We start from the raw sequence: 21,214 nt of genomic DNA, 5'->3' as shown, positions 1-21,214 counted from the left end.
TCATGGCTGTTTCCACAGTTCGCTTCATGGCTTCACCCCCAACACTTTGGTCGCTTCCAGATCCTCACTGTCATCCCAGGGCGGGTCCTCGCGGTCGGCTTTGCGCTCACTGGAACGCGGGCGGTTCACCCACTGCTCGATGGCCAGGGGGACCACAATGAGCATGTCGTACAGATGCACCAGCATCTTGCTCAGGTGATTGGCCATGCCGCCCACCAGGCGGACGATCAGACGCAGCCCCCGCAGCAGTGCCACGACCATCACCCCCACCACAGTGCGCAGGGAGTGAATGAACGACTCCAGCGGAATCGCCACAAACGCCAGCACGAACGGCAGAATAAAGCCGAGCACCATCTGCCCGATGGAGGGAATCCAACGGAACTGGGCTTCCACCACGGCGGCACCGGTCAGGGTCTGGTTGAGCGCCTCGCGGTCCAGAGCCAGCAGGTCGCGCATGTAGGCCAGAGACGCTTCGATACTGGCCAGAATGGTCAGCAGCGTCAGGCTGGCAATCATCATCCGCCGACGCATCCGGTCGTCCATACTGCCGATGATCGGGAACAGATGGGTGATCCGCAGGGACTCCAGCAGGAAAACCCCCATGGCCACCTCCAGCAGAATGATCACCAGCGCGGCGACGTCCGAAATACGCATGGACCCCACGTAGCTGTTGCTGCCGACCATTTCCGACATCGGCATGGCAATCAGGTGGAAGTTGATCAGCCCGCCCATCAGGGCGACTGCCAAGACCAGCCCGGCAATCAGGAACTGGGTCATGGAGGAAGCGGTCAGGGAGTTCACCGCTTTGTCTTCCCCGGCGCGAATCGCCGCGTATTCCTGCATCTGTTCATCAATGGTCTTGCTGCGCTCATCCAGCCCATCAATGGTCTGCTTCACCTGGCTCAGGTTCTGATCCAGGGAGCGCCACTGGGGCTGCATGCCGGCCAGAATCCGGTGCCGCTCGCGGCTGCTTTTCTGGTACAGCTTCAAGGTCTCTTTATGGGCGTCCTCAATCACCTCGCGGATATTTTCCAACACCTTGTGTACCGCCGGGTCACTGCTGCCGGGCAGGCCGGAGACAGTTTCGATCACCTCCGACCAGGCCGGTGGTAGAGGCGGCGCATCGCTGGCCTCCTGATAGTCGGCCTCGATCTTCTCGATGGCGTCGGCAATCTTGCGGTGCAGATTGGGGTAGCGGCTCAGATCCCGCTCCATGATGGTGTGCACCCGGTTGAAGTCCCGCTCAATGGCGGCTTCCGCCGAGCGGCGCCCCATGGCCAGCAGCACGTCCCGGTTGCGCGCCACCAGGCGATCTTCCAGTTGACCAATGGACCGGCTCCACAGGCGCATGGCGCCATGCACGGCCCGGCCACTGGCGCGAAACAGTTGATGGGCGTGGCGGCGCCCCAGATAGAGCACCACCACCAGAATCACCAGCCAGATTGCCAGCGAGAGCGCCGGCGAATCCGACCAGAGGGTCAGTAGTTGATTGAACATGATGAATCCTCCGAATCAATGAATGTGCCAACCAGCGGATTGGCTTGAGTCGAAGTATCTCGAACGTCGGTGAAAAATCGGTGAGTTGGTAAGGCAAGGCGGTTTATACCGCCTCAGAAGCGGGCGGCTTTGCCCAACAGTGACCGCCATCACAGCCTTTCTGGCAGCCAATGCTACACTTTGGCCATGGCAGACATACTCTGGGTTGAAGATCAGTCCCACTGGATCGAGAAGTTCCAGCCGGTGCTCGAGGCCACCGATTTTGATGGTCGGCCCACCCGTGTGCGGGTATTCCGGTTTGCCGAAGCGGCCTGTCAGCACATCAAGCAGAGCGGCGCCGGCCAGGCACCGGATATAGCCTTGCTGGACGCTCAAATGAACGGCCGGGACAGCGCCGGCGCCTCGGTATCCCGGGCACTGCAGCGCAAATGGCCCGACGTCCCCCAGGTCTATCTGTCCGAGTACAGCGGCACGGATATTGAGCAGAGCGCGTTCGAGCAGGGAGGCATTCAGGACTTTATCGCCAAGCATCAACGCAATATCGAAGCGGTCTTGTGCTGGCGCATCAAGGCCGCCTTGCGCCAGCGCGAAGCACCTACAACCGAACAGCTCACCAGCGGGCCCCTGACCCTGGATAAGCTCACCTGGGAAGTCTTCTGGCACGGCCACAAGCTGATGAACCCCAACAATCCCCGCCGTCCGCTGGGCCCGACGCCCCGGAAAATTCTGCGCTACCTGGTGGAGGCCTCCCCCCGGCCGGTATCCACCCTGCAGATGGCCCAGGGATTGGAAGCCGACCCGGAGCGGTTTTCCTACGCCAATTACCGCCAGCACATCAAAACCCTGCGCCACGCCGTTCAGCAGGCCCAACCAGAGCGGGACTTCATGGCCCTGTGTCAGCGAGGCGAAGGGATCGTCACCTTTGGGGACCTGGGTGCCTATTGCTGGAAGCCGGTCCAATCAGAGTAAGGAGCCACACCGTGGCCGACCCCGACAATACTACCCTCAACACTGCCTCCCATCCGCCGTCGGTACGCCCGCGCCGGCTGGCCTTTCCCTGGCTGAGCAGCCTGGCCGGGCTGGCGCTGGGCGCCTACCTGCTGGCGGCGGGCGAGCCCCAGCTACTGCGCGAACTGGGCCTGATGCCCGAGGGCTACCGTCTGCACCCACTGGTCCAGGAGCTGGAGATCAAACTGGCGGCGCTGCTGATCTTTGCCTTGCTGATCCTGCGCGACGTATTCCATCACAGCCGGCGCCTACGAGCCTTTGACCGGGATATCGAGCGCTTGCGCACCGAGCTGAACCAGGTCTGGCAGAGCAAGAAACAACTGCAACTCAAAGCCCACACCTATGCCGGTCACGCCGACAAACTGAAACTGTTTATCAGCGAGAAGCTGCTGGAATATATCGAGTACGACGAAAAGTTTCTGCACTTCAAAAGCATCGCCGCCGAAGTGCGTCACAACGGAGTCATCTGCTTTGACAAGGTGCAGACCGCCTTACAGAGTCACCTGGAACAGGACCAATATCCGGACGAGGAGACTCATGGCCGAGACCGCGACGCCTTCGAGGCGATGCGCTATCTGTGGGACCTGCTGGACCTGTCCACCACGGACAATATTGCCCTGCACATCGGCAACCAGCTGTGCGAGTGTGAGGAGCACTACTACCAGCGCCTGCTGAACGATGACGCCTCCGAAGCCGTACCCCACCGCCCGGATTACCGGCCAAGGCGGGCCACACTGAAGGCACTCGCGCCCCTGCTGCAGGAATCACCGAGCCGGCTCGAAGCCCTGGATGAGGGCTCAACCGAGCGGTTGGTACTGGACGACGACCCCCAGTTTCGGGCCTATCTGGACCCGACCGACAGCCTGCTCGGCAACGAAAACCACTTTGTCCTGATGCTGGAAAACCTGCTGAAGAACGCCCAGTTCTTTGCCCGCAAAAAGGCCAAATCCAAATACAACCGGGTCGCGCTCACCCTCGGCCAGCAGGGCGCCCGGGTCGAGCTCGCGGTGTACAACCGGGGCCCCCACATCGAGCCCGACGCCATGGAGCAGATTTTCCAGCTCGGCTACTCCACCCGCCGCGCCCGGGAGCACCACGGCAAGGGGCTCGGATTGTTCTTTGTCCAGGAGATCGTCAAGGGCTATGAAGGTCGGGTAAAGGTCGAGAACGTTGAAAACCGGCCCGCCTATTATTCCCTGCGCATCGCCCTGGCCGACGGCCAGCTGACCACCGAAGTGATTGAAGTCACCCTGAACGAAGACGGCCAGCCCCAGTGTCGGCGGGCCCAGACCCTCAGCGCCTCCTCCGAGCCGGGAGCCGCGACGTTGGAATGGGATTTCGACCAGGCCATCACCCGCGTGGAGCTGACTCCGACGGGCAGTCAGGACACCCTCGCCCTTGAGCTGGACCCCTCCAGCGGCCGGGAGACCCGGCTGGATCCGCAAAACCCGGCCACCCCCCGCTGGGCCCTGGAGGTGCAGCCCCGGCGCAAAGGCGGCAAGCTCACCTTTACGCCGCTGGATGTCGCCGGGGTGTGCTTCCGGGTGCTCCTGCCCACTGCGGCCTCAAGGGTCGAGGGGGACGATGAGGACCTGGACGCTCTGGCCCCCCGGGTTGAGGACCTGAACCGCCCCTTCGAGGCCCTTGAGGAGTACCGGGACTGAACCCGCCAGGGACATTGAAATTCCGCCAATCACCCCCATATATAATTAAACGTTACTACCAGCATAGGTTTTTATATTGTTGGCATTTATAAGCGCCATTGCTTTTTGCCCCTTGCCTGGCCGCGGTGCAATCCTTATTATGCTGGCACACGTATAAAGCGGCCACGACCCGCTTGGCGCGGTCGACACCGCTTCACTCACGATACCGATTTGGAGACACAGCTTTATGAGTAGCGACGCTATTGTGCACGTCACTGACGAGAGCTTCGACGCCGAAGTTCTGAAGTCCGACAAGCCCGTTCTGGTGGATTTCTGGGCGGCCTGGTGCGGTCCCTGCAAAATGATCGCTCCGATCCTGGACGAGTTGGCCGGCACCCACGGTGACAAGATCAAGATCACCAAGATGGATGTGGACGCCAACAAAGAAGTCCCGGGCAAGTTCAACATCCGTGGTATTCCGACGCTGATCATCTTCAAGAACGGCGAGCCGGACTCTACCAAGGTGGGCGCACTGTCCAAGCAGCAGCTGGTCGAGTTTATCGAAGGCGCTCTGTAAGCCCGAACCCCGTCGGCAGCCCCCGCCTGGCGGGTGGCTGCCGGGCGCACGGCGAGCAGAGACCGGCGCCTTTGCACTACCCGGCGTTTATCGCTATACTCCCTTCATTCGATGTTTGCCCGGCCTTGATTCAGCTCTGAACCACCATCCAGATCGATGGACCAGCCAAATCGATGGGCAGCTCCGGGGAGTTGACTGAAACGCCAGTTGATTTCCAATAAATTCCCGCTTGTTCTCCCTGTTTCGGCGCTCTGTGGCTCAGCCACCCTGGCCTGCAGTCAGCCTGTAAGCAGAGATAACAGCACCCCGGCACCGCCAGTCCCGCACGCTCAGAATCACAATTTTCGTGCAACAACAAATCCATTAACCTTCACACCAAAGTCACACTGTATGAATTTAACCGACCTGAAAACCAAACCCATCGAAGAACTGATCGACATAGCGCGGGAAATGGGGCTGGAAAGCATGGCCCGTTCGCGCAAGCAGGACATCATCTTCAATATCCTCAAGCGCCACGCCAAAAGCGGTGAAGACATCTACGGCGACGGCGTCCTGGAAATTCTGCAGGATGGCTTTGGCTTTTTGCGCTCGGCCGACAGCTCTTACCTGGCCGGCCCGGATGACATCTACGTCTCCCCCAGCCAGATTCGCCGCTTCAATCTGCGCACCGGCGACACCATTGCGGGCAAGATCCGACCCCCGAAGGAAGGCGAACGCTACTTCGCCCTGCTCAAGGTCAACGAGATCAACTTTGACAAGCCCGAAAGCTCCAAGCACAAAATCCTGTTTGAAAACCTCACCCCCCTGTTCCCCGATGAGCGCCTGCGCCTGGAAGCCGGTAACGGCTCCACCGAAGATCTGACTCCGCGCATCATCGATCTGATTTCTCCCATCGGCAAAGGCCAGCGCGGCCTGATCGTGGCACCGCCGAAAGCCGGTAAGACCCTGATGATGCAGAACATTGCCCAGGCAATTACCCGCAACAACCCCGAGTGCCACCTGATCGTTCTGCTGATTGACGAGCGTCCGGAAGAAGTGACCGAGATGCAGCGTTCGGTGCGCGGCGAAGTGGTCGCCTCCACCTTTGACGAGCCGCCGGCCCGTCACGTGCAGGTCGCCGACATGGTGATCGAGCGGGCCAAGCGCCTGGTGGAACACAAGAAAGACGTGATCATTCTGCTCGACTCCATCACCCGTCTCGCCCGCGCTTACAACACCGTGATCCCCTCCTCCGGTAAAGTGCTGACCGGTGGTGTGGACGCCCACGCCCTGGAGCGCCCCAAGCGTTTCTTCGGTGCGGCCCGGAATATTGAAGAGGGCGGCAGCCTGACCATCATCGCCACCGCGCTGGTCGACACCGGCTCGAAGATGGACGAAGTGATTTACGAAGAATTCAAAGGCACCGGCAACCTGGAACTGCACCTTGATCGGAAAATCGCCGAGAAGCGTATCTACCCGGCCATCAACGTGCGCCGCTCCGGCACCCGTCGCGAAGACCTGTTGATGAAGGAAGATGAAATGCAGCGCGCCTGGATTCTGCGCCGCCTGCTGCACGACATGGAAGACGTGGCCGCGACCGAGTTCCTAGTGGACAAGCTGAAGGACTTCAAGACCAATGATGAGTTCTTCCTGTCCATGAAGCGGAAGTAAACGTTGGGCAACGGCGGATGCGGCCTGCCGTGGCAGGCGTAGGGCGGATAAGGCCAACGGCCGCATCCGCCGTAACCACACCACGACGCGCATCCGCCGTTACCAAAACGCCCCTAACATAATCTGCCTCCACGCCCCTCGCCTATGAAATACCGCGACCTCCGAGACTTCATCCACCTGCTCGAACAACGCGGCGAACTCAAACGCATCACCGCCGAAGTCGATCCCTACCTGGAAATCACGGAAATCTGCGACCGCACCCTGCGTGCCGGTGGCCCGGCCCTGCTGTTTGAAAACCCCAAGGGCTACGATATTCCGCTGCTGGGTAACCTGTTCGGCACCCCTGAACGGGTGGCACTGGGCATGGGTGAAGATTCCGTGGAAGCCCTGCGGGAAGTGGGAAAGCTGCTCGCTTTCTTGAAAGAGCCCGACCCCCCCAAAGGCTTCAAAGACGCCTGGGAGAAACTGCCGATTTTCAAACAGGTCCTGAACATGGGCCCGAAAGTCGTGCGTAAGGCGCCCTGTCAGGAAGTGGTGCTGGAAGGCGACGCGGTGGATCTGGACAAGCTCCCCATTCAGACCTGCTGGCCCGGCGATGCCGGCCCGCTGGTCACCTGGCCGCTGGTGATTACCCGGGGCCCGGAAAAAGAGCGACAGAACTTGGGCATCTACCGGATGCAGAAGATCGGCAAGAATCGGTTGATCATGCGCTGGCTCGCCCACCGCGGCGGCGCTCTGGATTTTCGGGACTGGCAGAAAGCCCACCCGAGTAAGCCCTTCCCGGTCTCCATCGCGCTGGGCGCGGACCCGGCCACCATTCTTGGCGCAGTCACCCCGGTGCCAGACACTTTGTCCGAGTACGGGTTCGCGGGGTTGTTGCGGGGCGATAAAACCGAAGTGGTGAAAAGCCAGACCAACGACCTCCAGGTGCCCGCCTCCGCCGAATTTATTCTGGAAGGCTATCTGGCCCCGGACGATATGGCCGATGAGGGGCCGTTTGGGGATCACACCGGTTACTACAACGAAGTGGATCGCTTCCCGGTGTTTACCGTGGAGCGCATCACCCACCGCAAAGATCCCATTTATCACAGCACCTACACCGGCCGCCCGCCGGATGAACCGGCCATTCTCGGCGTGGCACTGAACGAGGTGTTCGTGCCGATTCTGCGCAAGCAGTTCCCGGAAATTGTGGACTTCTATCTGCCGCCAGAGGGTTGCTCCTACCGCATGGCGGTGGTGACCATGAAGAAACAGTACCCCGGTCACGCCAAGCGGGTGATGATGGGCGTCTGGTCGTTCCTGCGTCAGTTCATGTACACCAAGTTTGTGATTGTGGTGGATGATGATGTCAATGCGCGGGACTGGAAGGATGTCATCTGGGCAATCACCACCCGCATGGACCCGAGCCGGGATACCGTGCTGGTGGATAACACCCCCATTGATTATCTGGACTTTGCCTCGCCGGTATCCGGTTTGGGTTCGAAGATGGGGCTGGATGCCACCAACAAGTGGCCCGGTGAAACTGATCGCGAATGGGGCAGTCCTATTGTGCAGGACCCCGAAATCAAACAACGCGTGGATGCGTTGTGGGATGAGTTGGGGATAGATTCGTAGTTGGGTTACGGCGGATACCACGGCAGTCCGCGTAGGGGCCTAGCGCAGCGATTAGACCCCGCATCCGCCGTTACCAAACGTCCACCTACCGGCGAACTGCATGCGATTACTCTCTATAATTTTAATCTTCATTATCTCTCTCGCGGCCAACGCAGAGAACCCCACCTATCCAATCCACTACCACGTCACCTTAAACCCCGAGCACGACCGCGCCGAGGTGGTGATTGAAAGCGACCACCGGGGCCTGCTGAAATTACTGGATTTTGATCTCAGCTCCGGCCGCTATTCCAATCTGGAAGCCAACGGCGAGCTGAAAATCGAAGACGATCGCGCACTCTGGACGCCGCCCAAGCGCAACGCCCGTTTAACCCTGCACGTAGAAGTGTCCCACGAGCGCGACCCGGGCGAGTACGACTCTCTGATGACCGAGAACTGGGCCATCTTTCGGGGCGACGACATCATTCCGGCGGCCCGCGTGCGGACAGCAGGTAAGGTTTACGCCGAGGCCTGGCTGGAATTTTCGTTACCGAAGCATTGGACCAGCGTCACCACCGGCTGGGATAAAGAGGGGGCACGCCGGTTTCGGATCGACAACCCCGAGCGGCGCTTCGACCGGCCCACTGGCTGGATGATTGCCGGACAACTGGGCACCCGCCGGGAGAAGCTGGGTGAGACCGAGTTGGTGGTCAGTGCGCCCAAGGGCAGCAGCCTGCGGCGGATGGATGTGGTGACCCTGATCACCAACGTCTGGCCCGAGGTCGAACAGGCGTTTCAAACCGCGCCCCCCAAATTCGCGGTCATCGGCCACGGCGACCCCATGTGGCGCGGTGCCCTGTCCGGGCCCAATGCCCTGTTCCTGCACGGCGACCGACCCATGGTCAGCGAAAACGGCACCAGCACGGTCATTCACGAGCTGATCCATGTGGTCACCCGGATCGACAGCCGTGATAGAAGCGATTGGTTGGTCGAGGGGCTGGCGGAATTTTATGCGGTGGAACTGCTGTATCGGGCCGGGTCGCTGACCGAAGCCCGACGCACGCGAATTATGGAAGGTTTGGCCGACTGGGGTAGCGAGGTGAAAACCCTGCGCAAGAAACGTTCGGCCGGTGCCACCAGTGCCCGGGCGGTGGTGCTGCTCGATAAGCTGGACCGGGAAATTCAGAGTGTGACCGACGGCGAGCGCACGCTGGATGACGTCACGCGGGTGTTGATCGAGAAGCGCACGGTGACCACCGGGATGTTTTTGGAGGTGGTGGCCGAGGTGATGGGTAAACCATCACAGGTACTGGATACGCCGCTGCTTCGGCAGGCGGAATAGTTGGGTTACGGCGGATGCGGGCTTTGCCCTCCGAGACGTCGGACCGATCCGCCCCACGCGTGCCTGCGGAGGTTATTGTGACGGTGGGTTACGGCGGATGCGCCTTCGGCTTATCCGCCCTACGCATACCACGGCAGCTCGCGTAGGGCGGATAAGCCGAAGGCGCATCCGCCGTAACCACGCCCAGCCACATCCGCCATAACCCAAACCTTCCAATACTCATCAACCCAAGGCACAATAGCGTCACACTAACTATAACCCAACACCCGGAGATCCACGGCAATGCTCAAGAAGTATCTGTTTACCGCCGCCTGCGTACTCGGTCTGCTGTTTACCTTTACCAGCGTCCAGGCCCAGTCCATCCCGCAGTTCAAAGTCCTGATGTTCACCAAGACGGATGGGTTTCATCACAAATCCGTGAATGAAGGCGTGGCCGCCATTCGCAAAATGGCCGAAAAGCACGAGTTCGCCGTTGACTGGCACGAAGATGCCAAGCTGATCAACGACGAGAACCTGGAACAATACGACGTTATCCTGTTTTTGCTCACCACCGGCAATATCCTGAACGAAGAACAGCAGGGAGCCATGGAGCGCTTCATCCAGTCCGGCAAAGGCTTCGTGGGTATCCACAGCGCCTCGGACACCGAATACGACTGGGACTGGTACACCAAGATGGTGGGCCGCACGTTCCACATTCACCCCCGCAACCAGACCGCTGAGCTCGAAGTACTGGATCGCAAATTCCCGGGTCTGGAGCGCATGCCCGACAAGTTCTGGTGGACCGATGAGTTCTATGAGTTCGGCACCGAGCGCATCGATACGCTGAACTACATTCTGTCCGTGGATGGCGATAGCTATGACCCTTACGCCAAGTGGGGCGAGAAGGAAAGCCAGGACATGGATTTCCGGCCCATGGCCTGGTACCACGAGTATGATGGCGGCCGCGCCTTCTACACCGCCCTGGGGCATATTCCCGCCACCTATGGAGACCGGTTGTTTCTGGAGCATATCTATGGCGGCCTGATGTGGGCGGCCACGGGTAAAGGTCTCAAGAAATAGATCTTAGGTACTTCGCCCTCGCCTCGGGGGCGGTTTGTCGGATTACGCGCTGCGCGCTAATCCGACCTACTGGGCTAACGGCGGATGCGCCTTCGGCTCCGAGACGTCGGACCGATCCGCCCTACACGAACTGCGGAGGTATGCGTAGGGCGGATCGGTCCGACGCCTCGGAGGGCGAAGCCCGCATCCGCCGTAACCAGGCCCAAACCTACCACAGCGTAAGGCGGGTCCGCCCGACGTCTCGGAGCCGAAGCCCGCACCCTTCGCCTGCCTATGTGGCTCCGCTGGCGCATTTCACACCATTTTGCCACCCACCGCACAACCTGTCGTATATCCCAGACGTATACTAGCCTTTAAAGACTGATCCACCGGCTGGGTATTCGCTATGTCTGTCATCACCAGAGCCTCTTGGCCATTTGCCCTGACAATGGCACTGGTCGCCTGCAGCGGCAATCCGGGGCCCACGGTTTACGAAGTGCGCGCGGAGAACAATACGGGTGGGCAGATTACGCCCAGCCAACGCCAGGTGGAGGAGGGCCAGACCACCAGCTTCACCATCACCCCCGAGCCGGGCTACGAGCTGCAGAGCATTACCGGCTGTGGCGGCGAGCGCACCCAGGATATCTTCACCACCGATGCGGTTCAAGGTGACTGTACCGTCAGCGCCCGCTTTGAACTCAGCGATTATCAGATCAGCACCCAGATAATCGGCTCGGGCACGCTGTCTCCAGAGTCTGCCCTGGTCACCATTGAGGATATCACCGAGTTTGCCGTGCTTCCCGCCGAGGATTACCGGCTGGCCAGCATTTCCGGCTGTGGCGGCAGTCTTGAAGACGACCGGTATACCGTGGCGGAGGTCACCGCCGATTGCACTATCACCACCCGCTTTGAGCCGGATGTGTACACCGTCAGCGGCACCCTGAACGCCACAGCCCTGAATCAGTTTGACGGCACACTCAATGACGCCAGCACCGAGCTGGTGCTGAACGACAGCTTCGACACCCCCCAGTTCATCAATAACCGCACCACCCTGGACGGCTTTGCTACCGCCGAACCCGCCGACATCGACCCGCGCTTCCCGGCGCACTTCGCCGACACCGCCAACCCGGCGGATTACTATCGGGTCAGCCTTCAGGAGGGACAGCTGATCCAGTTGCAGGTGGTGGATTACGCCCCGGCGGAGGGTGACGAACCCCGCTATCAGGGCGACCTGGATCTGTACCTGTTTTCATCCGCCACAGAGGAACTGGTCGGCAGCTCCATCGGTACCGGAGAGTTTGAGGAGCTGACCATAGGCGAAACCGGGGACTACCTGATTGAAGTCACGGCGGCCCAGGGCACCTCCAAGTACATACTGCGCCTGCTCCCCGAGAGCACCGCGCCGCAGACCGATCTGAGCCAGACTCAAAGCGGCGACTTCGTGCCGGGACAGATGCTGGTGATACCCGCCGAGACCGGCCAGAAGCGCCTGAACACGGCGAACCGGGTGCGCGTGCAACTGGAACACAGTGCGCCGTTTAGCGCCCGTGCGGCCCATCGTCCGGGCAGCGCCCTGGCCAGCCTCAGCCAACGCAACCCCGCCGCCTACCAGAAGCTCACCACCCTGCGGGCCATCAAGGCCCGGCGTCTGGATCCGACCGTCGCCCGGGCGGAGCCCAATTACCGGCGCCACGCCCAGCGCGTACCCAATGACCCGCGCTACAACCTGCAGTGGCACTACGACGCCATTAACCTGCCCCGCGCCTGGGATCTGACTACGGGGACTCCAGAGAGCGGCGAGGCGCCCATTGTCGCGGTGGTGGATAGCGGCGTGCTGCTCGAACACCCGGATCTGCAGGGGCAATTGCTCGACGGCTATGACTTTATCCGGGACGACGAGGTCGCCAACGACAACCAACCGGGTATTGATCCGGACCCCAACGATCCGGGCGATGGCGATGGCCTGAACCCGGACAGTTGGCACGGCACCCACGTGGCGGGCACGGTGGCGGCGGCCAGCGACAACGGCCGGGGCGGTGCCGGGATTGCCTGGGGAGCGCGGATTATGCCGCTTCGCGCCCTGGGGGTCGGCGGTGGCACCAGCTACGATATCCTGCAGAGCGTGCTGTACGCCGCCGGGCTGGACAACGACAGCGGCACCCTGCCCGAGCGCCCGGCGGATATCATCAACCTCAGCCTGGGCGGCCCCGGCAACTCCCAGATCGAAGCGGACACCTTTCGGGAGATCAATGAGACCCTGGGCATAGTGATCGTCGCCTCCTCCGGCAATGAAAACACCTCCGAGCCGCTGTTTCCCGCCAGCTACCCAACCGTCATTTCCGTGGGGGCAACCACTGTCGCCGGCCTGCGCGCCCCCTACTCCAATTTTGGGGACACACTGGATCTGGTCGCCCCCGGCGGCAACCTCGGGGAAGACGCCAATGGCGATGCCATCCCCGACGGTATTCTCAGCACCAGTGCGGAGCGCGACGGTAGCGGCGCCATTCAGCCCGGTTACAGCCTGTCCTACCAGGGCACCTCCATGGCGGCGCCTCATGTCGCCGGGGTCGCGGCCTTGATGAAAGCCGTATACCCAGGACTGACCGCCTCGGAATTTACCGTATTGCTGGAACAGGGGGATCTGACGTCGGGGGATGGCACACGCAGCGATGAGCTGGGCTATGGCCAGATTGACGCCGAACGGGCGGTCGGCACCGCCTACGGCATCGTCAATGGCGATTTCCAATGGCCGGCGCGGGTGAACGTGCAGCCATCCCGGGTCAACCTGGGTACCACGTCGGAAACGCTGGTCGAATTGATCTCAGAGGGAGAGGGAGAGCCGGGCTCGATCACCGTTGACACCGAGGTACCCTGGCTGGCGGTCGAGCCTTTTGAGGTTGAGCCCAATGGCCTGGGCCGTTACCGGGTCAGCGTCGACCGCGCGTCCCTGGAAGACAGCCCGGGCTTTTATCGGGGTCGGGTGCTGTTCACCGTGGACAGCGACAGCACACTTACGTTGGAAGTCTTCATGGAGGTCGGCACGGTTTCAACCACCGGCCAGCTCACGCGAACCTACGTGCTGCTGATTGATCAGGACGACGCCGAAGGCACGGCCTACCAGGCGGTGGCCCTCCCCACGGACACCACCAACGAAGAAGCTACCTTCGAGATCACCGGCGTACTCCCGGGCCGCTACTCTGTGGTCGCGGGCTCCGATATCGACGCCGACGGCATCATCTGCCAGCTGGGCGAGCAGTGTGGGGCCTACCCCAGCCTGGAGCGTGAACAGGTCATTGAGGTGACCGACACCGACCGCACCGGGTTGGATTTTACCTTGGGTATTCTGGGGGGCCTGCTTGAATCCAGCTCCCAGTCTCTGTCGGGCAACCCCGAACCACCCGCAACCCACGTCAGGCAAGTGCCCCCACCCGAGCAGCGCCGACAAAGAAGCTCTCAAGAGTAATCATTTCCGGCCGCTAACCCTATAGCAGGACGCCCCGCCATCAGGTCCATTAGCCCAAATTCTGGTCTGATACCGGGTTCGCTATGCTCCGAATCAGCGAACCTCAGGATTTTTATCACAATTTTTTCTAGAACATTCCGTGTCTGATCGGAACCACTGTGGCAAAATGCGAGAAAATACGCCACGGAGCACTTTCCGGATCAGCGGGAACAACGCGTCGGCCATTAATAGTAAAAATGAGGGTATCGTGAACAATCTATCGCTGAAATGGAAAATCCTTCTGAGTGTCACCCTGACCTGCATCCTGGCGGTCATTGTGACCACTGTGGTTACCGTCCGGGCCGGGCTTGCCACCACGGAAGAGACGATTATTGAAGACACCCGTACGCTAACCCAGGTGCTTGGGGCCTCCAACGTGGGTGCCATCAGCTTTGGGGACACCACCACGGTCACCAATTCACTGGAAGCCTTGACGGAAAGTGAGCGCGTACTCAACGCGGTGATTTACAGTGGCGGCAAACCCTTTGCCTGGTTCGTTCGTGGCCAGGAGGGCGGTCAATTGCCCGGCGATATCCCCCGCACGGCCCGCCAACCCGGCATGATCGAACAAGACGGTTACATCGTGATGACCGAAGCTATCATGGACGGCGATACCCAGATCGGCTCCATTGCCGCCCGCGTGGACATGAGCGAACTGGACAACCTGGTCGGCGAGGCCGTGGGCGATGCCGTTATCCTCATTATCGTGATCAGCATCATTGCCGCCTCGATTGCCTACCTGGTTCAGGCCAGCATCACCAAGCCGGTCAATCAGGTGGTACGGGCCCTGCGGGATATCTCCGAAGGCGAGGGCGACCTGACCCGGCGCCTGCCGGTGAGCGGCAGCGATGAAATTGCCGAGCTGGCTACCTGCTTCAACACCTTTGTGGAGCGCCTGCACAGCATCATTGCCAGTGTGGCCGACACCGCCCAGGAAGTCAGCGAAAACGCCCACATGGTGTCCCAGCTGTCCAACGAAAACGAAAACGCCATCAAAAACCAGCAGTCCGAAATCGAACAGGTGGTGGTGGCCATCAAGCAGATGGCCAATGTGGTGCAGGACGTAACCGAGAGCGTCAGCGAAACCGCCGAGAAGGCGCACCAGGCCGATCAGTCCGCCGCCAATGGCAAGCAGGTGGTGAATGCTACCACCCGCCAGATCGAGAACCTGGCCTCGGAAATCCGTCGGGCCGCCGAAGTCATTGACCGGCTGAACAAAGAAACCGTCAGCATCGGCTCGGTACTCGATGTGATCCGTGGAGTGGCCGAACAGACCAACCTGCTGGCCCTGAACGCCGCTATTGAGGCCGCCCGCGCCGGCGAGCAGGGTCGCGGCTTTGCTGTGGTGGCCGATGAAGTGCGCACCCTCGCCTCCCGCACCCAGAGCTCCACCACCGAAATTCAGGAGATGATCGAGCGCCTGCAGGTGGGTGCCAAAGAAGCCGTGGAAATGATGGCCGAGGGTACCAGCCAGGCGGAAGCATCGGTGGAGAAAGCCGGTGAAGCCACCAGTTCCCTGGTGGATATTACCGAGCTGGTCAGCGTGATTCGCGATCGCACCAACCAGGTGGCGGTGGCCTCTGAGGAGCAGAGCTCGGCCACTCAACAGATTGAAGGCAACATCGACAGTATTTCCCAGGTTGCATTGAGCACGGCGGAGAGCTCCAGCCGGATCAATTCCAACACCAGCAGCCTGGCGGAAACCGCGGAAAAACTCACCAGCCTGGTGAACCGCTTCAAGCTGTAGGACAGCGCACCAAAAACCATAAGCCAGAGAGAACAAGCGTCATGAAAAAACAACTACTTCTTTGCAGTGTGGTAGCCACCCTCAGTCTGCCTGGCCTGGCTCAGGCATGTAGCGCCCCGGACGCCAAGCCGGCCATTCCTGACCCGATGACAGCGGAAACCGCTCAGATGGTCAAAGCCAACAATGAAGTGAAAGCTTACGTTAAGGCCATGGAGGAGTACCTGGGCTGTGCCCGCATGAGTGGCGGTGAGAAGCGGAAGGAAATTTCAGCGCTGGAAGATTTTGCGGCGGAGTTTAACGAGGCGATCCGGACCTTCAAGTCGCGGAATAGTTGATTCGGGGTAGCGGCGTAGGGTGGGGACGGCGGATGCTGCCGAGTCGGGTTACGGCGGATGCGCTTCGCTTATCCGCCCTACGCATACCTCCGCAGTTCGCGTAGGGCGGATAAGCGCGAAGCGCGCATCCGCCGTAACCCAACCACCCCATCACATCATCCGATCACCATAATCCGACACCGGCTTCTTCGGCCGCGCATTGTTCAGGGTAGAGGGAATTTCACTGATGTGCCCACCCCGGGCCAGAAAGGCCTCCACCTGGCGAGCCAACTCATCGCGCAGCCGCTGGCGGGCGGCCACACTGAAGTCCTCATGGGCTTCCGATTTAGCGGAATACGACAGCTCTACTTCAGACTCATCCAGCGCCTCCTCGTCGGCACTGTCTTCATCCTCGAGCACATCATCCACATCGTTGTCGTTAAGGGGATATTGACTTGCCATAGTGACACCTCCACCACGCCAGTTGCACGTCAACCCAGGCCATAACGACCGTTTTCGAGTGGCCGATTTTGACCCGTTTTCGCGTAATTTATAGCGCAAGAAAACGACGACGTCATGAGTTTTTGGTGGTGTTTTTAGGCTTTTTTTACCTTAGCAGGGAACCGGGGTAAAATTTTGGTTATTACCGGCGGGTGTCCTCAGATCGTTCCGACACATCGACACCGTTGAAACCGGCGTATAGTCCCACAGACCACCCTGTAGAGCGCGCCCCTGGCGCACCTTCAACCACTAACGGAAGCAGTTATGAACGTTCGGTTACTGAGTAAACACTTCCCCCAACTGGCAGAGCGGCCCGAAAAAGAACAGGCGGCGATTCTGCAGCAAGCCCATGAGCGCGCTTATGCTCCGGAGAGAAAGTTGGCCCACTGGCGGGGTAATGTCATCAGCCTGGTGTGGATCTGTGCGGTATCGCTGTTTATCGCGCTGGTGGCGGGACCGGCTCTGGGGCTGGGGCGGCCGGTAACCGGGGGAATCATCATGGTGGTGGTGCTACCCATCTTTATGATACTGCGCCATCGGCAGTATGTGGCCCAACTAAGGCCCGAAGTGGATGCCATCCTGGCGCGAACCGGGGACTGAGCGGTTCGTTCCCCATAAACCAAAACCGGCGCCCTGAGGCGCCGGTTTTGGTTGGTATTGGAGCAATCGGGGTCAGATCGCGTCCGGGCCGGTTTCGCCGGTACGGATACGGATGATCTCCTCCAGCGGCGTGATAAAGATCTTACCGTCGCCGATTTTTCCGGTTTGCGCCGCCTTGGTAATGGCTTCCACCGCCTGCTCGACCAGCGAGTCGTCAACAGCCAGCTCGACCTTTACCTTGGGCAGGAAGTCCACCACATACTCGGCACCCCGATACAGCTCGGTGTGACCTTTCTGGCGGCCAAAACCTTTGACCTCGGTGACCGTCATGCCCTGAACGCCTACTTCGGACAGTGCGGTGCGCACGTCGTCCAACTTGAACGGTTTTACTACAGCAGTGATCAGTTTCATTGTGAATTCCTTACGTAAACGACTTTAAAGTGACGGTGTTGAAGTGACCTATGCCACTAAGATACACGTTACAGCGGTTTGGGTCATCTCCCGCCACTCGAAAGCAAGTGGCTTGAACGCCGGGGCTGCAGAACACCCCCGGCTGTTGTTTACTTGTTGCTGACAAATTCCGGATACGCTTCCATACCACACTCGGACAGGTCCACACCTTCGTATTCCTCGTCCTCGGTGACCCGCAGGCCAATGGCCACTTTGATGATGCCCCAGACGATCAGGCTGGTCACGAATACCCAGATGAAGATGGTCAGTGCACCCACGATCTGTCCCAGGAAGCTGACGTCGCTATTGGTGAAGGGTACTGCCAGCAGGCCCCACAGACCAACCACACCGTGTACGGAGATGGCACCGACCGGATCGTCGATCTTCAGCTTGTCCAGGCCCACGATGGAGAAGACCACAATGATACCGCCGATGGCACCGATGATGCTGGCACCCAACGCGCTCGGGGTAGAAGGCTCAGCGGTGATCGCTACCAGACCGGCCAGAGCACCGTTCAGAGCCATGGTCAGGTCAGCCTTGCCGAACAGGATGCGGCCCAGAATCAACGCAGCCACCAGACCAGCTGCCGCCGCGGCGTTGGTGTTCAGGAACACCATGGCAACGGAGTTGGCGTTGGCAATATCGCCCAGTTTCAGCACCGAACCACCGTTGAAGCCGAACCAGCCCATCCACAGGATGAACATACCCAGGGTAGCCAGCGGCAGATTGGCACCGGGAATGGCGCGCACTTCACCGTTGGGGCCGTACTTGCCTTTACGGGCGCCCAGCAGGATTACACCGGCCAGAGCCGCAGCCGCACCGGCCATATGGACGATACCGGAACCGGCGAAGTCAGAGAAGCCCAGGTCGCCCAGGTTATACATGCCAAAGACATCAGCACCGTTCCAGGTCCAGGAACCTTCCATCGGGTAGATGAAACCGGTCATGACAACGGCGAAAGCCAGGAAGGCCCACAGCTTCATGCGCTCAGCGACGGCGCCCGAGACGATGGACATGGCGGTAGCCACGAACACGACCTGGAAGAAGAAGTCAGAAGCGCCGGAATAGATGGAACCACCGGTGAAGTCACCACGTTCGGAGAACTCACCCAGGGTAGAGGCGACATCCACGTTCTGGATACCGGAGAGGAAAATTCCCCCGTCGTACATAATGGCGTAACCACACACCAGATACATGATGCATGAGATGGCGAACAGAGAGACGTTTTTGGTCAGAATCTCTGTGGTGTTTTTAGCACGGACCAGACCCGCCTCCAGCATTGAGAAGCCCGCGGCCATCCACATGACCAGTGCCCCACATACTAGAAAGTAAAACGTGTCGATCGCATACTGCAAATGAAAAATATTTTCTTCCATTGCATTTTCCCCGTCTTTATGGATTGTGAGTTGAAAAAAACAGCTGATATTGCCGGCCTGACCCCGGACAGTGCATAGAGCAGGCCAACAAGATAAAAAACTTATTATTCAAAGACTTAGGGAATATTCAGGATTGGGGGTCGCGCGCCAACCAGCCACTTCGCACCAACATGGCGCATGCACCGCCCCGGTGCGCACCAACTTTGCACCAAACTGGAACTGGCACCGCTTTCCGCTTTAGAATGGCACCTGCTGTGCCAGACGGGCACTGTGATATGCTCAAGGAATAAAGAAGGCAGGAATCTGATTTTGATGGAATACGACAACGTTACCTTTATGGCGTACCTGAGCGCTGCCGTCGTCGCCGCGCTGCTGACGTTGACGTACATCTATCAGTTCTTCAAAGAACAGAAGACAGCCATCTTCGCCCCCGCGGCGGCAGTACACACCCTGAACCTGCTGGTCATCGTCGCCGGCATCAATCAACCCTGGCCGGCCACTCACTGGACGTTTTTCTTCGAGTGTCTGCACTACAACATCTGGACGCTCTCGGTCTATCTGACACTGAAAGCCAGCGCCTCCAACAGTGCCCTGCCCCGAAGCCTCAAAATTCTGTTTCTGATCGGCTGGCCGGTGACCCTGTTCGCCCTGATCGCGTCCGTCACCCAGCTGGAAATGATCTTTTCATTGGAGGCATGGCTGACCCTGTCCCTGGCGGTGATCGGGCTGGTGAGTGTAGAGCAGCTATTCCGTTACGCCGCCGGCAACGATCGGCAGATCAAACTGTTGTGCATGAACCTGGCAGCGCTGTTTCTGTACGACATCTATCTGTTCACCCACGCTCTGATTTTCCAGCAGATTGATCCGCTGCTGTGGCAATCCCGGGCCGCCGTTTCCATTGCCACCTGTCTGTTTATGGCCCTCGGCGGCCTGCTGCTTCTCCAGCGCAATGACCGGCCGGCCAACTTTACGCTGTCCCGACCGATTGCCTTTTACACCACCTCCCTGATTGCCGTCGGGGTGCTGATTACCATTCTCGCCCTTGGTGGTTACTACGTGCGCCTGTATGGCGGCAACTGGGGGACTGTCATCTACAGTCTGGTGTTGATCGGTGCGGTGTTGTTGATCACCACCGTATTCGCGTCCACCACCATCCGCTCCCGCCTGTCGGTGTTGATCAACAAACACCTGTTCCGGCACAAGTACGATTACCGCAGTGAATGGTTGCGCCTGATCAACTATCTGGCCCAGCCGGCGGAAACCAGCGAAGCCAATGAACGGGCTTTCTTTGCGGTAGCCTCGGTGACCAAAACCCCGGGCGGCGCCATCTGGATTCGCAAGCAGGGCTTTTACGAACCGGTCTATCAAAGTGGCCTGCCCAGCTACATTGATCTTCAGGAAGAGCCGGTGGACAGCCCTTTCTGTCAGACTTTTTTACAGTCCGAGTGGGTTTTCTTTCCCGAAAGTGGCGACAACCTCGCCCTGAGTCAGTACAACGAATACCTGCCGCCCTGGGTGCACAACATTCCCGATCTGTGGCTGCTGTTCCCCTTTATTGTCGGTGACGAACTGATCGGGTTCATGGCTTTGACCAAGCCGGTGGCGGACGCCTCCCTGACCTGGGAGGACCTGGACCTGCTGAAAACCATGGGACGCCAACTGGCCAGTTACCTCAAACGGCACCAGCAGGCCGAACAGCTCGCCGAGGGACGCCAGTTTGACACCTATAACAAGCTCGTGGCTTTCATCATTCACGACCTGAACAACCTGATTGCCCAGCAGGCACTGGTGGTACGAAACGCGGAAAAACACAAGGACAAACCCGAGTTCATCGACGATGCCATTCATACCATCAGCAACTCCGTCGATCGGATGAACAACCTCCTCAAAAAGCTGCGTACCGACGGTAAAGACCTGATTACCCGCCTGTCGATCAACGACATTGTAAAAAAAGCCGTCGCCGAATGTTGGCGACAAAAACCCATGCTGACGGCTGAAATCAGCGACGATATAAGGTACATTGAAGCGGACGAAGTGCGTTTGGTAATGACCTTTACCCACTTCATCAAAAACGCCCTTGAAGCGACGCCGGACGACGGCCGGGTTCACGTCACCCTCCGGTGCGACGATCACGAAGCGGTGATTGCCATCGAGGATACCGGTAGCGGTATGGACTGGGATTTCATTCACAACCGGCTGTTCAAGCCGTTTGAAACCACCAAGTCCGGCAAGGGTATGGGGATTGGCGTCTACCTGTCCCGCGAGTATATTAATGACTTGAGCGGCACACTGAATGTGATCAGCGCCGTCGGCGAAGGAACCACCGTGACCGTCACCTTACCGGTCACGCAAGAGTAAAACGAACATGGCCGGTTCGGT

16 protein-coding genes are annotated in these 21,214 nt (G+C 59.6%); 12 read left to right on the top strand and 4 right to left on the bottom strand.

Annotation, left to right across the window (positions count from 1 at the left end; all coding sequences use genetic code 11):
• Window positions 1-24: 24 nt before the first annotated feature.
• A complete protein-coding gene (locus tag N645_RS0113025; RefSeq protein WP_024461957.1) occupies window positions 25-1,497 on the bottom strand; it encodes a hypothetical protein in 1,473 nt (490 codons plus the stop codon).
• Between the two features lie 129 nt (window positions 1,498-1,626).
• Here N645_RS0113025 and N645_RS0113020 point away from each other — a divergent pair, with 129 nt between their 5' ends.
• The 10 genes from N645_RS0113020 to N645_RS0112975 all read left to right on the top strand — a co-directional run bounded on the left by N645_RS0113020 (window position 1,627) and on the right by N645_RS0112975 (window position 15,929).
• Window positions 1,627-2,466 carry a response regulator transcription factor gene (locus tag N645_RS0113020; RefSeq protein WP_238559253.1) on the top strand — a complete coding sequence of 280 codons (840 nt, stop codon included), beginning with the start codon at window positions 1,627-1,629 and terminating at the stop codon, window positions 2,464-2,466.
• Window positions 2,467-2,477: 11 nt separating this feature from the next.
• The gene (locus N645_RS0113015) at window positions 2,478-4,169 is read left to right on the top strand and encodes a sensor histidine kinase KdpD (protein ID WP_024461955.1); all 1,692 of its coding nucleotides are present in this window, start codon (window positions 2,478-2,480) and stop codon (window positions 4,167-4,169) included.
• Window positions 4,170-4,395: 226 nt separating this feature from the next.
• Window positions 4,396-4,725 (top strand): thioredoxin TrxA, encoded by a 330-nt coding sequence (trxA, locus tag N645_RS0113010; RefSeq protein WP_024461954.1) that lies wholly within the window; start codon window positions 4,396-4,398, stop codon window positions 4,723-4,725.
• Window positions 4,726-5,115: 390 nt separating this feature from the next.
• Window positions 5,116-6,375, top strand: coding sequence for a transcription termination factor Rho (gene rho, locus N645_RS0113005; protein ID WP_024461953.1), 1,260 nt, complete (start codon window positions 5,116-5,118; stop codon window positions 6,373-6,375).
• A 144-nt stretch (window positions 6,376-6,519) separates the two neighbouring features.
• Window positions 6,520-7,989 (top strand): 4-hydroxy-3-polyprenylbenzoate decarboxylase, encoded by a 1,470-nt coding sequence (ubiD, locus tag N645_RS0113000; RefSeq protein ID WP_024461952.1) that lies wholly within the window; start codon window positions 6,520-6,522, stop codon window positions 7,987-7,989.
• A gap of 100 nt (window positions 7,990-8,089) precedes the next feature.
• The gene (locus N645_RS0112995; protein WP_024461951.1) at window positions 8,090-9,307 is read left to right on the top strand and encodes a hypothetical protein; all 1,218 of its coding nucleotides are present in this window, start codon (window positions 8,090-8,092) and stop codon (window positions 9,305-9,307) included.
• Window positions 9,308-9,589: 282 nt separating this feature from the next.
• The gene (locus N645_RS0112990) at window positions 9,590-10,366 is read left to right on the top strand and encodes a ThuA domain-containing protein (protein WP_024461950.1); all 777 of its coding nucleotides are present in this window, start codon (window positions 9,590-9,592) and stop codon (window positions 10,364-10,366) included.
• A gap of 385 nt (window positions 10,367-10,751) precedes the next feature.
• The gene (locus tag N645_RS17100; protein ID WP_081666132.1) at window positions 10,752-13,808 is read left to right on the top strand and encodes a S8 family serine peptidase; all 3,057 of its coding nucleotides are present in this window, start codon (window positions 10,752-10,754) and stop codon (window positions 13,806-13,808) included.
• A gap of 247 nt (window positions 13,809-14,055) precedes the next feature.
• Window positions 14,056-15,594, top strand: coding sequence for a methyl-accepting chemotaxis protein (locus N645_RS0112980; protein ID WP_024461948.1), 1,539 nt, complete (start codon window positions 14,056-14,058; stop codon window positions 15,592-15,594).
• Between the two features lie 41 nt (window positions 15,595-15,635).
• Complete coding sequence (locus N645_RS0112975) at window positions 15,636-15,929, top strand: hypothetical protein (RefSeq protein WP_024461947.1); 294 nt, start codon at window positions 15,636-15,638, stop codon at window positions 15,927-15,929.
• 150 nt (window positions 15,930-16,079) lie between these two features.
• On the opposite strand, the gene N645_RS0112970 is transcribed toward N645_RS0112975, so the two are convergent.
• The gene (locus tag N645_RS0112970) at window positions 16,080-16,370 is read right to left on the bottom strand and encodes a hypothetical protein (protein WP_024461946.1); all 291 of its coding nucleotides are present in this window, start codon (window positions 16,368-16,370) and stop codon (window positions 16,080-16,082) included.
• 303 nt (window positions 16,371-16,673) lie between these two features.
• On the opposite strand from N645_RS0112970, the gene N645_RS0112965 reads away from it, so the two are divergent.
• The gene (locus N645_RS0112965; RefSeq protein ID WP_024461945.1) at window positions 16,674-17,009 is read left to right on the top strand and encodes a hypothetical protein; all 336 of its coding nucleotides are present in this window, start codon (window positions 16,674-16,676) and stop codon (window positions 17,007-17,009) included.
• 72 nt (window positions 17,010-17,081) lie between these two features.
• On the opposite strand, the gene N645_RS0112960 is transcribed toward N645_RS0112965, so the two are convergent.
• Both N645_RS0112960 and N645_RS0112955 read right to left on the bottom strand, forming a co-directional pair.
• The gene (locus N645_RS0112960) at window positions 17,082-17,420 is read right to left on the bottom strand and encodes a P-II family nitrogen regulator (RefSeq protein ID WP_024461944.1); all 339 of its coding nucleotides are present in this window, start codon (window positions 17,418-17,420) and stop codon (window positions 17,082-17,084) included.
• 149 nt (window positions 17,421-17,569) lie between these two features.
• Window positions 17,570-18,835 carry an ammonium transporter gene (locus N645_RS0112955; protein ID WP_024461943.1) on the bottom strand — a complete coding sequence of 422 codons (1,266 nt, stop codon included), beginning with the start codon at window positions 18,833-18,835 and terminating at the stop codon, window positions 17,570-17,572.
• Window positions 18,836-19,147: 312 nt separating this feature from the next.
• Here N645_RS0112955 and prsK point away from each other — a divergent pair, with 312 nt between their 5' ends.
• Entirely contained in the window at window positions 19,148-21,193 is a 2,046-nt protein-coding gene (prsK, locus tag N645_RS0112950; protein WP_024461942.1) for an XrtA/PEP-CTERM system histidine kinase PrsK, read from the top strand.
• Window positions 21,194-21,214: the final 21 nt, after the last annotated feature.

The organism is Marinimicrobium sp. LS-A18 (genome assembly GCF_000463525.1).
GTDB classification, from domain to species: Bacteria; Pseudomonadota; Gammaproteobacteria; order Pseudomonadales; family Cellvibrionaceae; genus Marinimicrobium; species Marinimicrobium koreense.
Note: the sequence above shows the minus strand (reverse complement) of the source record. Positions and strands in the feature narration are given on the sequence as shown.